General features: G+C 54.3%; 14 protein-coding genes. 3 read left to right on the forward strand and 11 right to left on the reverse strand.

Annotated elements, in window-relative coordinates; genetic code table 11:
* Nucleotides 1–30: 30 nt before the first annotated feature.
* From prfB to ACJJIY_RS20750, 8 genes are all read right to left on the reverse strand, one after another.
* Nucleotides 31–1126, reverse strand: a protein-coding gene (prfB, locus tag ACJJIY_RS20715; protein ID WP_444893198.1) for a peptide chain release factor 2 whose coding sequence is annotated in 2 segments (ribosomal slippage) — nt 31–1053 and nt 1055–1126 — 1095 coding nt in all. Because the reading frame shifts where the segments join, the coding sequence is not laid out codon by codon here.
* A 103-nt stretch (nt 1127–1229) separates the two neighbouring features.
* Nucleotides 1230–1622, reverse strand: a complete 393-nt coding sequence (locus ACJJIY_RS20720; protein WP_445358737.1) for a MerR family transcriptional regulator — start codon at nt 1620–1622, stop codon at nt 1230–1232.
* 22 nt (nt 1623–1644) lie between these two features.
* On the reverse strand, nt 1645–2103 hold the full coding sequence (locus tag ACJJIY_RS20725) for a hypothetical protein (RefSeq protein WP_445358738.1): 459 nt from the start codon (nt 2101–2103) through the stop codon (nt 1645–1647).
* Nucleotides 2104–2136: 33 nt separating this feature from the next.
* Entirely contained in the window at nt 2137–2763 is a 627-nt protein-coding gene (locus tag ACJJIY_RS20730) for a LysE family translocator (protein WP_445358739.1), read from the reverse strand.
* Between the two features lie 8 nt (nt 2764–2771).
* A complete protein-coding gene (locus tag ACJJIY_RS20735) occupies nt 2772–3683 on the reverse strand; it encodes a DMT family transporter (RefSeq protein WP_444893194.1) in 912 nt (303 codons plus the stop codon).
* Between the two features lie 79 nt (nt 3684–3762).
* Nucleotides 3763–5490 (reverse strand): single-stranded-DNA-specific exonuclease RecJ, encoded by a 1728-nt coding sequence (recJ, locus tag ACJJIY_RS20740; RefSeq protein ID WP_445358740.1) that lies wholly within the window; start codon nt 5488–5490, stop codon nt 3763–3765.
* Nucleotides 5491–5550: 60 nt separating this feature from the next.
* Nucleotides 5551–6951, reverse strand: a complete 1401-nt coding sequence (thrC, locus tag ACJJIY_RS20745; RefSeq protein ID WP_445358741.1) for a threonine synthase — start codon at nt 6949–6951, stop codon at nt 5551–5553.
* Between the two features lie 86 nt (nt 6952–7037).
* Nucleotides 7038–8360, reverse strand: coding sequence for a homoserine dehydrogenase (locus tag ACJJIY_RS20750; protein WP_444928233.1), 1323 nt, complete (start codon nt 8358–8360; stop codon nt 7038–7040).
* A 404-nt stretch (nt 8361–8764) separates the two neighbouring features.
* On the opposite strand from ACJJIY_RS20750, the gene ACJJIY_RS20755 reads away from it, so the two are divergent.
* The 3 genes from ACJJIY_RS20755 to aspA all read left to right on the forward strand — a co-directional run bounded on the left by ACJJIY_RS20755 (nt 8765) and on the right by aspA (nt 12272).
* Nucleotides 8765–9778 carry an asparaginase gene (locus ACJJIY_RS20755; RefSeq protein ID WP_445358742.1) on the forward strand — a complete coding sequence of 338 codons (1014 nt, stop codon included), beginning with the start codon at nt 8765–8767 and terminating at the stop codon, nt 9776–9778.
* Nucleotides 9779–9883: 105 nt separating this feature from the next.
* Nucleotides 9884–10699, forward strand: a complete 816-nt coding sequence (locus ACJJIY_RS20760; protein ID WP_444941118.1) for a helix-turn-helix domain-containing protein — start codon at nt 9884–9886, stop codon at nt 10697–10699.
* Between the two features lie 106 nt (nt 10700–10805).
* On the forward strand, nt 10806–12272 hold the full coding sequence (gene aspA, locus ACJJIY_RS20765; RefSeq protein WP_444914360.1) for an aspartate ammonia-lyase: 1467 nt from the start codon (nt 10806–10808) through the stop codon (nt 12270–12272).
* Between the two features lie 52 nt (nt 12273–12324).
* Here the strand turns inward: aspA and ACJJIY_RS20770 are convergent, their stop codons facing one another.
* From ACJJIY_RS20770 to trmD, 3 genes are all read right to left on the reverse strand, one after another.
* On the reverse strand, nt 12325–13074 hold the full coding sequence (locus ACJJIY_RS20770) for a DsbC family protein (RefSeq protein ID WP_444925537.1): 750 nt from the start codon (nt 13072–13074) through the stop codon (nt 12325–12327).
* A 319-nt stretch (nt 13075–13393) separates the two neighbouring features.
* Entirely contained in the window at nt 13394–13750 is a 357-nt protein-coding gene (gene rplS, locus ACJJIY_RS20775) for a 50S ribosomal protein L19 (RefSeq protein ID WP_282934563.1), read from the reverse strand.
* A 73-nt stretch (nt 13751–13823) separates the two neighbouring features.
* A complete protein-coding gene (trmD, locus tag ACJJIY_RS20780) occupies nt 13824–14588 on the reverse strand; it encodes a tRNA (guanosine(37)-N1)-methyltransferase TrmD (RefSeq protein ID WP_413662806.1) in 765 nt (254 codons plus the stop codon).
* Between the last annotated feature and the right edge of the window lie 5 nt (nt 14589–14593).

The raw sequence follows: 14593 nt of genomic DNA on the forward strand, positions 1-14593 counted from the left end.
GAGGGGCGCGGTGAGAGTGGAGACTTTAAATCAGAGGCCGGCTTTAAGGCTGGCTTCGATAAATTGGTCCAGGTCTCCGTCCAGTACTGCCTGGCAGTTGCTGGTCTGGACATTGGTGCGCAGGTCCTTGATACGCTGGTCATCCAACACGTAGGAGCGGATCTGACTGCCCCAACCGATGTCGGCCTTGCTGTCTTCCATGGCCTGCTTCTCTGCGTTGCGCTTGAGCATTTCCTGCTCGTACATTTTTGCGCGCAGCATTTTCCAGGCTTTATCGCGGTTCTGGTGCTGGGAGCGCTCGCTCTGGCACTGTACGACGATACCGGATTCTGTGTGGGTCAAACGCACCGCAGAATCGGTTTTGTTCACGTGCTGACCACCGGCACCGGACGCGCGGTAGGTGTCTTCACGCACCTGGGATTTGTCGATTTCAATCTCGATATTGTCATCGATCTCCGGTGACACAAATACCGAGCTGAAAGAAGTGTGACGGCGGTTGCCGGAATCAAACGGCGATTTGCGCACCAGGCGGTGTACGCCGGTTTCTGTGCGCAGCCAGCCGAAGGCGTGGTCGCCGGCGAAATGCACAGTGGCACTCTTGATACCGGCAACTTCCCCTGCGGAGACCTCTTCCAGGGTGGTCTTGAAGCCGTGGGCTTCACCCCAGCGCAGGTACATGCGCAGGATCATTTCCGCCCAATCCTGGGCCTCGGTACCACCGGAGCCGGCCTGGATATCCAGGTAGGCATTGTTCTCGTCGTTCTCGCCGGAGAACATACGGCGGAATTCCAAAATCCCCAGCTGCTGCTGGAGGCCTTCGATCTCAGTGGAGACCTCCCCTACGGAGTCCTCATCATTTTCCTCGACGGCCATTTCCAGCAGTTCGCGGCAATCGGCGATGCCGGAGTCGAGATTTTCGATGGTATTGACCACCGTTTCCAGGGAGGAGCGCTCGCGCCCCAGTTCCTGTGCGCGGTTGGGGTCGTCCCAAACGCTCGGCTCAGCCAGCTCCAGCTCTACTTCGGTAAGGCGTTCTTTCTTGCTGGCGTAGTCAAAGATACCCCCTAAGAACGTCGGTGCGCTCTTCGAGGTCTTTTAATTGATTGATGAGGGGATTGATTTCCATGAACTTTCGGTGTCCGGACAAAATAAAAAGCGGCGCGCATTCTACCGCAGCGCGCGGGGGTCCTTCCAGTCAGATAGGGGCTGATATGGCGGCAAATCCTCTACTAGGCGGTCTGTCCCGAGAGCTTTTCCAGAATTGCGCAGTCTGGGGACTCATTGCCGGCGCAGCTATCGGCAAAGGCCCGCAAGGTTGCGCGCATCCCCAGCAGGGTCTGCAACTGCTCTTCGAGCTGCCCGAGCTTGTGATTGACCAGGTCTTTGGTTTCGCGGCTGTGGCGCTCCGGGTTATCCCGCAACCCCAATAGCGCCCGGACCTCCTCAGTGGTAAAGCCACAGGCCCGCGCGCGGCGCACGAAGCAGAGGGTTTCGACATCGGCAGTGGAGTAATCCCGATAGCCATTAGCGGAGCGACCGGGCACCACCAGACCAATATTTTCGTAATGGCGCAGGGCCTTGGCACTGAGGCCCGAACTCTCTGCGGCTTGGGATATATTCACAGCGCCCCCTTCAGATCACGGCTCAGGCGCTGTTATCCCGGCAGGCGGCAAATTGATACTGCACTTTCTCAGCGGGGTTATACCCCAGCTCAAGTGAGGCATCCAGGGCATCCATACCGATCAGGTGCATCAGGATATCTCCAGTGGGTGCGCCACATACGGCTGGATACATCCGGTCTGTGCGGACTCCACAGCGGGACTCCTGTACCATCACCCCACTGTCACGCAATTTGGCCAAGCTCTGTTGAAGGGTCATGCCACCCCCTTCGCACTGCTTGCTGCCGCTGCTGCGGTAAATCCACACCATTTCCCCTGGGGTCATAGTGGCTGCGGGAGGCGTGGGCGCAACTTCGGGTTCCGCCGCGCCGGGCGTGTTCTCAACCTCGTTCTCCATCGCTTTCTCCTCTCTCGACTGGCCGCAAGCCTCCACTGAGATAATCAGGGCCCATACCCACAGGAAAGACAACCGTTTTTTCAGCACAGAACATCCTCCATAAAGCGATAAATAGCCGTGTCAGGATAACGCCAACCAGGCTCCCACCGATAGCATCAAAGTACCAGAAATCCGATTAACCAAACGCACATTTTCAGACCGCTCCAGTAGTCGACTCAGGGCCTGGCCACCACTGGCATAGATCAGCAGGCACAACGCCTCCAAAAATAGCAATATCGCTAACAAGACTGAGAGCTGCGGTACCAATGGTTTGGCATCGTTAATAAATGGCGGTAATAACGCAATAAAAAACGCCCAGCCCTTGGGGTTGGCCACAGCAGTGACAAAACCCTGTAGCGCCAGCGCTCTTCGCGATGGTCGGCTAGCATCGACCGTATCACCCTGATCCATCAGAGCCAGCTGCCCCCGGGAGCGCCACATCTGCACGCCTATCCAGGCTAAATAGGCGGCCCCGCAGTATTTGAACAGCTGGAATAAAGTCGGATACTGAACCATCAATACCGCAGCACCAAGTGCAGAGGTAATCGCCACCGACGCAACACCGATCAACTCCCCCACCATCATCCACAGAGTCTGGCGCACGCCCAGGGTAATTCCCAGACTGAGCGATAGCATCATGCAGAGCCCCGGTGTGACCGAGGCAAAGAAGCTTGCGGGAACAAAGAGTGCCAGTGTCGATAATTCCATTGATATTCCTAGTGGTGAGTACCGCTGTGGTTGCCGTAATGGCTGACCAGCATCCCCGCCAGCATCAAACCACAGCCAATTAACTCCGTGGTATTGAGCATTTCATTGAGGAATAGCCAGCCCGCCGCCAGGGCAAAAACTGCCTCCAGGCTCATAATTACGGTAGCGTGAGAAGGCGCGGCGTAGCGTTGGGCCAAGAGCTGGAAAGTAAACGCCAGTGCCGTGGAGAAAATCATCATATAGGCGATAGGCCAAGCCGCATCGATCGCCGATTGCAGTGTCGCCTCTTCGGTAAATAGCGAAGCTACGGCGGACAAAAGGCCACACACCAGGAACTGGATACAGGCGAGTCGCAAAGCGTCGTAGCGTTTTACCAATCGATCCGCCGTCAACACCTGGATGGCAAAAACAAAGGCACTGGCAAATACCATTAAGTCGCCCACCAGCTGGGATTCTTCACTGAAGTCCGCCAACCAATAGAGACCGAACAAAGCGAGACCAATTCCCATCCAGGTCCAGCGATTGGTTTTATGCCCCAGGGACAAACCGATTACAGGCACCAGCAGTAAATAAAAACCGGTAATAAATCCAGCGCGGCCGGCAGTGGTATACAGCAGGCTCACCTGTTGCAGTGCCGCGCCTAGAAACAGCCAAAAACCCAACAGTGCGCCACCGGGCAGGCAGGCCCGCCAGGTGTGATTCACCGATTGCCCTTCGGCTTCACCGGGCTGGGCATCGCGACGGGAGGACAACCAGTAAACGATGGGGATCAGGATTAAACCGCCGAGAATAAAACGCCATGCGTTAAATGCCAGCGGCTCAATATCCGCCATGGCAATCTTTTGTGGCACAAAGGCAACGCCCCAGAAGAGAGCGGCTAATAACAGTAGGACTTCGGCCTGGACTTGTTTACGTTTCACTACTTTTTACTTCCAAACAACTTGGGAGCTGTTGCAAAAAACTCCGTGTTTTTCCCAACAGCCAAATACAAAGTGCGCCCTATACCGCTTCTAACAGGCTCACCATTAATTGCAGGGATTCCCGCCCGCGAAATTCATTAACATCGAGCTTAAAAGCCAAGCGCACTCTTTCCGTGGGCTGCGGCCACTGCTCGGTGTCCACATTAAAAGCAATAGCATCCAGCGCCAGTTGCGGCGCCTGGGGCGGCGCCACCACCATTTTTAAATGGCGCTCGCCGACGATGCGCTGTTGCAGCAACAGGAATTCACCGTCGAATACCGGCTCTGGAAACGCCTGTCCCCAGGGCGCACAAGCGCGCAACATGGCTGCCGTGTGCAAAGTGTAATCCCCAGATTCCAACTCACCGTCAGAGTCGATAACCGCGTGCAGCTGGTTTTCATTCAGGCGGTTGCGCACCACCTGCTCAAAAGCCTTGCGGAAAGCCTCCAGGTTTTCCTGGGGTAAGCTCAGCCCCGCCGCCATGGCGTGGCCACCGAACTTGCTGATCAGGTCCGGGTGAGAGGCGGCTACGTCACTCAGGGCATCGCGAATATGCAGCCCGGGAATCGAACGCGCAGAGCCCTTCACCAGGCCGTTATCACCCTCAGCAAATGCGATCACCGGGCGGTGGAATTTCTCTTTGATGCGGCTGGCCAAAATACCCACCACACCTTGATGCCAGTTGGCATCGTACAGACACAAACTCCAGGGAATTTCGCCCTCCAGGCGCAACTCATCCAGGGCCGCCATTGCCTCCCGCTGCATCCCCTGCTCGATCGCTTTGCGATCCCGGTTCAGGGCGTCCAGCTCGCCGGCCAGCTCCCGCGCTTCACTGGGATCGCGGGTGAGCAGGCAGCGGATACCGGTGCCGATATCGTCGAGACGACCAGCCGCATTAATTCGCGGCCCCAAAATAAAACCAATATCTGTGGTAGAGAGCCTGCGCTGGTCGCGCCCGGCAACCTCCATCAGGGCGGCAATACCGGGCCGGCAGCGGCCGGCGCGGATACGGGCGATGCCCTGGTGAACCAGAATCCGGTTGTTGTGATCCAGCGGGACCAGGTCGGCCACAGTACCCAAGGCGACCAAATCCAGGTATTCGGCCATATTGGGCGGGGCAATACCGCTCTGCTCAAACCACCCACTCTGCTGTAGGGCCGTGCGCAAACGGCTGAGCAGATAAAAGATCACCCCCACCCCAGCGAGGTTCTTGCTGGGAAAGTCACAGTCCGGCTGGTTCGGGTTTACGATGGCATCCGCCTGCGGCAGCTCACTGCCGGGCAGGTGGTGATCCGTCACAATCACTTTCATACCAGCAGCTTTTGCCGCTGCCACGCCCTCGATACTGCTGATACCGTTATCTACGGTGATCAGCAGATCGGGCTGATAACCTTTGGCTACCTCGACAATTTCTGGAGTCAGCCCGTAGCCGAAGTCAAAGCGGTTCGGCACCAGGTACTCCACCCCCGGCGCGCCCATTGCACCCAGGGCCAACACCCCCAAGGTGCTGCTGGTGGCTCCATCCGCATCGAAATCCCCCACGATAAGGATTTTCTTTTGCCCGTGGATAGCATCCACCAGCAAGGCAACGGCAGCCTCCAGCCCTCGCATACTCTGCGGGCTCTGTAATTGAGAGAGACTGTGATCCAGCGCTTCTTCGCTGACAATTCCCCGCCCCAACAGGACACGCTGCAATATTTTTGGTGTTTCAGAAGCAAAACGGCCAGTAGACAAATCCACTGGCCGCCGCTGAATTTTTGTACTCAATGTATTTCTCAGCAAACAAATAGCTAATCGGTTGCCGCTTATTGCACGACAGCGTGCCGATTAACTGCCTTCTGACAGCATCGTCGCCATATAGTCGTGTACTTGGGACAAGTTATTGGGCAATACCTTGAAGCGCTCCTCCCGCTGCCAGAGATCCTGCATATGAGTCGGCAGGGGAATCTCTTTTTCTGGCAGGGCCTGGGCCACGGCATCAGGGAATTTTGCCGGGTGTGCGGTAGATAAGCAAACCATGGGCTGTTCGGTGGAGTGACGTACCTGTCGTGCGGCTTCAACCCCGATAGCTGTATGCGGATCGAGCAGATATTCGCAGGAGCTGAAGGTCTCGCCAATCACTTCAACCGTGCGCTTGTCATCCACCCGGCTGGAGGAGAAAACTTCCCTCGCTTTGCCCAGGGCCGATTCACTCAAATGCATGGGCTGGCTGCGATCCGCGAGCAATTCAGCAACCGTCGCACCATCGCGACCGTAGAGATCAAACAGCAATCGCTCAAAATTGCTCGACACCATAATGTCCATACTGGGAGACAAGCTGTGCACCAGTGGTTTGGGAGTGTGGTCATTGCCGCTGATGCAACGATGCAGAATATCGTTGGCATTGGTCGCAATTACCAGTTGGTCGATAGGCAATCCCATCTGCCTCGCCAGATAACCGGCAAAAATATCGCCAAAATTACCGGTGGGCACGGAGAAGTTAACGGTTTTATCCGGCGCCCCCAGGCGCAGGGCGGCATAAAAGTAATAGACGATCTGCGCCATAATCCGCGCCCAGTTAATGGAGTTAACCGCTACCAGGCGGCGTCCATCGGGCAGGAATGATTGATCGGCAAAACTCGCTTTCACCATATTCTGGCAATCGTCGAAATTACCTTCGAGAGCGATATTAAATACGTTATCCGACTGCACTGTGGTCATCTGGCGTCGCTGGACTTCAGACACACGGTTATGGGGGTGCAGAATAAAAATATCGATATTGTCGCAATGGCGGCAACCTTCGATCGCGGCCGAACCGGTATCACCAGAAGTTGCTCCCATTACCACCACTCTTTCACCGCGCTTTTTCAGCAGGTGATCAAAAAGTTGACCGAGGAACTGCAAGGCAAAATCTTTAAATGCCAGGGTGGGCCCGTGAAACAACTCGAGCACCCACTCATTGGTGTCCGTCTGCACCAGCGGGGCAATAGCCTTGTGGCGGAAGTGCTTGTAGGAACGTCCGATAATACCGCTCAGCTCTTCATCACTGAGATCATCCCCCACAAACGGCTGGATAATGCGAAAGGCCAGCTGCTCGTAATCGAGCCCCGCCATAGAGGCAATTTCCTCGCGAGAAAACTTCGGCAAAGTCTCGGGAACATAGAGGCCTCCATCGCTGGCAAGGCCTGTTAGTACAGTATCGGCGAAGGAGAGAGACGGCGCGCTGCCGCGTGTGCTGACAAATTTCACAGTATTTCTTGGCTCTTATCGCTGGCTGGGGAGTTTATTGATTGGGGCACCGAGCCCGGGATTATGTCACTCGGCGCCCGCGGGGTTTATCCGAGGCTCTCGACACGAATCCTGACGACTTCACCTTCGACCGTTTCCAACGCCTCTATTTGTGCAACCGCTTGGCGGAGGCTGGCTTCATCAGCCCGGCTGGTCAAAATCACCACCGGGACAAGTGCTTCACCTTCAACCGGTTCGTGCTGGATCAGAGCCTCGATGCTAATGCCCTGATCACTGCAAATGGTGGCTACCTGAGACATAACACCAGGCTTGTCGTGGGCGGCGATACGCAGGTAATAACTGGTAATAACATCTTCTTCCGGCAGAACCTGGGTTCCCCCTTGATCCGCAAGGGCGACACCCGCTGCCGGCACTCTGTGCTCCGGCTTGGCCTCAAGAGTGCGGGCCACATCAACAAGATCGGCGATCACTGCCGATGCCGTGGCTTCATCGCCCGCACCAGCGCCGTAATACAGGGTTGGTCCCACAGCATCGCCGCTGACCAGCACCGCATTCATAACGCCGTTTACATTGGCGATCAGGCGGCGCTGGGGGATTAAAGTCGGGTGCACCCGCAACTCCACGCCCTTGTCAGTGCGACGCGCAATCCCCAGATGCTTGATACGGTATCCCAGCTCATCGGCGTAGCGAATATCTTCACTACAGATCCGGCTGATGCCTTCGGTGTACACCTTGTCAAAAGCGAGGGGCATAGCAAATGCCAGGGAAGCCATAATCACCAGCTTGTGAGCAGCATCGATACCTTCCACATCAAAAGTGGGGTCCGCTTCCGCATATCCTAAAGCTTGGGCCTGGGCCAGAGCTTCATCAAAGCTCCGCCCTTTTTCCCGCATCTCAGTGAGGATGTAATTGCCGGTGCCATTAATAATTCCGGCGAGCCACTGCACCTGATTGCCCACCAATCCTTCGCGCAGGGATTTAATAATAGGAATACCGCCAGCTACTGCCGCCTCATAGGCAATAGTGACATTGTGCTTTGCGGCCAGCTCAAACAGCTCGTTGCCGTGTTCAGCAATTAACGCCTTGTTGGCGGTGACAACATGCTTGCCATTTTCAATCGCTGTGCGCACCAGCTCCTTGGCTACCGTAGTACCACCGATAAGCTCCACCAAAATATCCACGTTGGGATTATTGGCGACATCGAAAATTTCCCGGGTAACGTTTATCTGGCTGGTATCACAGTGTGCGTTATCGCGGCGCGCACCTATTTGCTCAATGACCAGGGCGCGACCGCAACGGGCTGCAATTTCCCGCCCATTGCGCGCCAATACATTCACCGTTCCACTGCCGACAGTACCCAAGCCACAGATACCGATCCGCACGGCACGGGGTGCCTTTTTTACAACCACCTGAGCCTCCGCCTCCGCAGTCTCTTCCACTGTTGCGCTCACAATGTTCCTCCGCGCAACTATAGGGGCAGCGAACCAGACCGGGATCTACCCCCGATTACATAGAAAGTGCCACCACAGGAAGCCGCGCAATAAATGCAAATAAAATTGACAAAAGATCATCAACCTTACCGAGCGGAACGTAAAAAAGTCAATATAATTGCGCCATAAAGGCACCGCTTCCAGCTAGAGTAGAGTCGAAACTTCTGTCACCCAAAATCACCTCTTGAAACCAACAGCGTCCTCAGTAGATGCTATAGAAGCATCTACTAGCATCAGGTAACAGCAACCTGCGAAATTGCATCCACCGCGCCTTTGCACAAAATAGGGGCGTACTGAATCCGGACTCAGATAGTGGTCGAGTAATGAAGAAAACCCTAATCCTTTATACAGGCGGAACCCTGGGAATGCGCCGAAGCGAATCGGGCTATGTGCCTGACGCCGACCTGGAAGGCGCTCTGGGCCGCCTCTTACAAGATGTTATCGGCCAGCTTCCACAATACGATTTCCAGGCACTCGACCCACTGCTGGATAGCGCCAATATGCGACCAAAGGACTGGTATCACATTGCCAGCCTGATACGCGACAACTATAGCCAGTACTCAGGCTTTTTGGTGTTGCACGGCACCGACACCATGGCCTACACCGCCTCAGCACTGTCCTTTGCCCTGCAAGGCATAGAAAAGCCCGTGGTCGTCACCGGTTCCCAGATTCCCTTGCGGGAGATGCGTAGCGACGCCTATAACAACTTAATTGCGGCGCTATTATTAAGCGGGTCCGACGATATCAGGGAGGTCTGCCTCTACTTCAACGGCAAACTTCTACGCGGCAACCGTGCAGTAAAGGTCAGCTCTGGCTCACTGGATGCTTTTAGCAGCCCCAATTATCCCTGCCTCGGGGAAGTGGGTATCCAGGTCAATATCGACCACAACGCCCTGCTAGTGCCCACCGGTGAACCGCAGTTTCAGGTTCCCACCAATGCCAATGGCGGAGTGATTTTACTGAAACTATTTCCCGGTATATCTCCCTCACTGATTGAGAAAATTTTAAAGAGCCGCCCCAAGGGCCTGATTATTGAAACATACGGCACCGGCAATGCGCCGACTGACGACAGTGCGTTTACTGAGCAGCTTGAGAAGGCTTCAAAGCTCGGCACTATTTGTGTAGCAGTGTCCCAGTGTTTGGAGCACCAGGTGGATCTGGGTAAATACGCTGCGGGCTCCGCACTGCTTGATGCCGGTGTTATAGGTGGTCTGGATATGACCAGCGAAGCCTGTTTTGTAAAGCTCAACCACCTGTTGGCAATGGGCCATTCCGATACGGAAATTAAAACCCTATTACAGCGCCCGTTGTGCGGTGAGTGCAATCACCCCAACTGATAAAAACTGAAACTATTGGCGAGGCCATATGGCTTCGCCTTTAAAAAGGGATCGAGTGATTAACAGGGATTGAAGGGATAACCTCTATCCAGAAGCAAAATACCGATGAGCAACGATTTTTCGCAAAACCTCCGCCTTCTGTGCAGCTTCTACCCATCCATAGCCGAGGTATGCCGGCGAATTGGGGTGAACCGTGCCCAGTTCAATAAATATCTCAACGGTAACACTCAACCCTCCCAGTATACCCTGGGAAAGATATGTCATTTTTTTGGCGTAGAGCCCCATGAAATCGTGATGCCCCACGAGCAATTCAGCCAAATTGTTCGCGTACGCAACGCGCCCGTCTCCGACAGCCTCCCCGCCAGGCCCTACAATCGCGATATTGATATTCTGATGCGGGAGTCCCAGGGGCGGGCCGATAAATATTTAGGCTTCTATTTCGAGTACCACTACTCCATGACCTTCTCCGACCATATTATTCGCAGCCTGTTGCATATTGAGTCGGATGGTGATGGGTATTATTTTCAGCGCTTCGAACGAATGCGCTACCCGGACAGGGATGAGTGGTATAAATCCCGCTATAAAGGCATGCTGCTCTTTCTTGCCGATCGTATTTTTTTGGTTGGCTATGAATCACTGACTCACAATGAAATCGCACAAACTATTTTATACCCTACTTATAAAAGCCGAGTCAGCTATCTATCCGGATTAAAGCTGGGAGCATCCGCCAGTGACAGGCGTGAGCCCGTCTGCACAAAAGTAGTTCTCGAATCTCTCGGTCACAACATCAGCATAAAAAATGCACTGAAATTATGTGGTGTTTTTGGTCCTGAGTCCGAAGAGATAAACAAAAACATCCGCGAGAATATTCGCGCAACCTCTACAGAGGGGCCGCAGAGTTTCTTCGCGACACCACTCTAAAAATACTTCCCAATTAATTACTTAATTACCCCAACACGAGGCTTGCGGGAGGTGGAGATATTACCCCACCCCACACAGGCCCATACGATGAAGAGAAGAGAAACTGATGACCAACGATTTCCACACACTCAAACCAATGCCGGTTTTTAGTGCAGGTGCAGAAACCCGCTTGGAGAAAGACTTATTGGGTGAGCGCGAAGTACCGGCCGATGTCTATTTTGGCATTCAAACTTTGCGCGCTTTGGAAAATTTCCAGATTACCGGAATTACCCTGAATCACTTCCCCAACCTGGTAAAAGCACTGGCGATGGTAAAAAAAGCTGCAGCCAGCGCCAATGGACAGCTCGGCTACCTGGAGCCCAAACTGCAAGATGCCATTGCCACTGCCTGTGACGAGATTATCGATGGCAAACTGCACGATCAATTTTTGGTAGATATGATTCAGGGCGGCGCCGGCACTTCTACCAATATGAATGCCAATGAGGTGATTGCCAACCGCGCACTGGAATTACTCGGTCACAACAAAGCCGAGTACAAAAAAGTACACCCCAACAACCATGTAAACCTGTCGCAATCTACCAATGATGTTTATCCAACCTCGATAAACCTGGCCATTCTGCTCAGCTACAGCGACCTGGTTCAGTCCATGGAGAGCTTGTGCGTTGAGTTCGACAAGAAGGCCAAAGAGTTTGCCTCAGTAATTAAAATGGGGCGCACCCAACTCCAAGATGCGGTACCTATGACCCTGGGCCAGGAGTTTGCCGCCTTCGCCGCCACTGTGCGCGAAGATGTCGACAGAGTTAAGGAACTGGTCGCCCTATTCAAAGAGATCAATATGGGTGGTACCGCGATCGGCACCGGCATTAATACCGACCCGGAATATCGCCAGCTGGTTGTTAACGCGCTGTCAGAAATTTCCGGCATCGATTTTATCTGCGCAGAAAACCTGGTGGAAGCCACCTCCGACATGGGCGCCTTCGTGATGTTCTCCGGCGTCATGAAACGCATCGCCGTTAAGATCTCGAAAATTTGCAGCGATTTACGCCTGATTTCCAGCGGCCCTCGCGCTGGCCTCAATGAAATTAACCTGCCGCCGATGCAACCCGGCTCATCCATTATGCCCGGCAAGGTCAACCCGGTTATTCCCGAAGTGGTTAACCAGGTTGCCTACCAGGTGATCGGCAACGACCTCACCATCACCCTGGCTGCTGAATCCGGCCAGCTGCAGCTCAATGTAATGGAGCCAGTAATCGCCTTTAACCTGCTACAGTCCATGCGCCTGATGACCCAAGCCATGACCACGCTTGCGGATCGTTGTGTGAGCGGCATCACTGCCAACGAAGAGCACTGCCTGCAACTGGTTGAGAACAGCATCGGCCTGATTACTGCGGTAAACCCGTTTATTGGCTATGAAAATGCCACCCGCATCGCCAAGCAGGCACTAATTACCGGTGCCAGTGTGAAGCAGTTAATCCTTGATGAGGGGTTACTGAGTGAGGAGGAACTGAACGATATCCTCGCGCCGGAGAATATGACCCAGCCGAGAAAAGTAGAAATTAAAAACCCTGCTTAAAAACAAAAACCGGCGGCCTCTCGGCTGCCGGTTTTTTAGCTATCAGCCGGGCTTAAATTCCCAGCTCTTTAAGCAGGCGATCCGGTGGTAAGTAACCGGGAACAACCCGACCATCTTCCATCACGATAGTCGGCGTACCGCGCACATCGATAGCCTCGTTGCCCAGCTTGTATTGAGCTGCCACCGGGTTTGTCTTACAGACATCCAAAGGCACATTTTCACGGTTCTTAAGTGCAGTCAGCGTCTTGTTGCTGTCTTCCGCACACCATGCAGTTGCCAGCTTGCGATACCCCAGGGAATTCAGGCCACCACGCGGGAATGCCAGGTAGCGCACTTCGATACCGCGCTTGTTCAGCTCGGGCACATCCTGGTGCAGCTTGCGGCAGTAACCGCAGTCCACATCGGTAAATACATAAACGCTTGCCTTGGTTTCACCTTTTGGGGAGAAGACAATCATATCTTCTGTATCAAGGGCGCCCATAACCGCAGCGCGGCGCGTCGCTCTACGCTGCTCGGAAAGGTTGGCAACACCGCCAGCCTTCACCTGATAGAGATCGCCGTAAACAAAGTGATTACCATCAGCAGAGACGAACAGGGTCGTGTTGCCGTCATCGACATCCACTTCGTAAAGCCCCTCAATTGGACTCTCCCGCACCTCTCCATAGGTTGCTTTGGGATTACTCGCCTCAAGGCGTGTCTTGATGGTTTTTACAACGTCAGTATCGACTTCTGCCAACGCTGCAGAGCCCACCAGACTGAGTAGCGCGCCAGCGATTGCCAGCGGCTTCTTGATAAGCGTCATTACCAATTGCTCCTTAAATTCTCATTGGGCTTCGACTTAATCATCGGCCTTCAGTTCCAGCCAGTATGGCAGCTCTTTGCCGCTGCGAACCTAATTGGCACGTTTTAACATATCCAGTCACCTTGGACTACGCAAAACACCGCAAGACGTGAGCGCTTTAGCGAAATTGACTGTATCCCCGCGCCAGGGCAAGCCCGTGTCCATTTATGTCAGTTAAGGCAAGCAGGCCCAATCAGGGGCACCAAATATGCTGCTCGTAACCCACATACAAAAAAGGCCGAAGCGTACGCTTCGGCCTTTTTCTGCGGTCAAGGAGAGCTTAGTTGAGCTTCTCTTTGATACGTGCAGCTTTACCAGTCAGGCTGCGGAGGTAGTACAGCTTGGCCTGACGCACGTCACCGCGACGCTTAACCTTGAGGCTGTCAACCATCGGGCTGTGAGTCTGGAAAGTACGCTCAACGCCAACACCGTGGGAAATTTTACGCACGGTGAAGGAGGAGTTCAGACCACGGTTGCGCTTACCGATAACCACGCCTTCGAACGCCTGCAGACGCTCACGGTTGCCCTCTTTTACTTTTACCTGAACGATTACAGTGTCGCCCGGTGCGAAGGGAGGTACTTCGCTCTTCAGCTGTTCCTGCTCCAGCTGCTGGATAATTTTGTTAGTCATTTGGATCGCTCCCAAATACAGATTGTGTAGCTTCTCAGCTAGTTCACCGAACTACTCGCGCCTCCCGGCGAATTCGGCCTCAATTTTCTTCGAGCTTCTGTTCCCGCTGGATCTCATCCAGCAACAACTTCTGCTCATCGCTCAGCTCCAACCCTTGCAATAAGTCCGGGCGTCGCTGTTGCGTGCGCGCCAATGCCTGTTTCAGGCGCCAGCGGCGTATTCTTTCATGGTTGCCAGAAAGCAAAACTTCCGGTACCGCTACTCCCCGATATTGTTCCGGTCGGGTGTAGTGTGGGCAGTCCAGCAGGCCAGAGGAGAAAGAGTCCTCAACCGCCGATTGGTTGTGTCCAAGTGCGCCGGGAATCAAGCGGGTAATAGCATCCACCATCACCATAGCAGCCAGTTCGCCACCGCTGAGGACATAGTCACCAATTGACCACTCCTCGTCGATCATAGATTCGACGATACGCTCATCCACACCTTCATAGCGCCCCGCCAACAACACCAGGTTGCCAGCTGCAGACAGCTGCTCCACTCCACCCTGATCGAGCTGTCGACCCTGGGGAGACATGTAGATACTGCGTACAGATTCACCATCTTCACCAGCCCAAGCTCGAGCAGCCTCGAGAGCCTGGTAAAGAGGCTCAGCTAACATCACCATTCCCGGTCCGCCGCCGTAAGGGCGATCGTCCACAGTCCGGTGCCTGTCACTGGTAAAGTCCCGAGGATTCCAGCAGCGAACTTCTAATAGGCCATCTTTCACAGCCCGTCCACTGACGCCATACTCGGTCAATGCGGCAAACATCTCCGGAAAAATGCTTACCAGAGCGATTCGTTTTGTCATCGCTC

Source organism: Microbulbifer maximicatervae (SeqCode), from assembly GCF_052468155.1.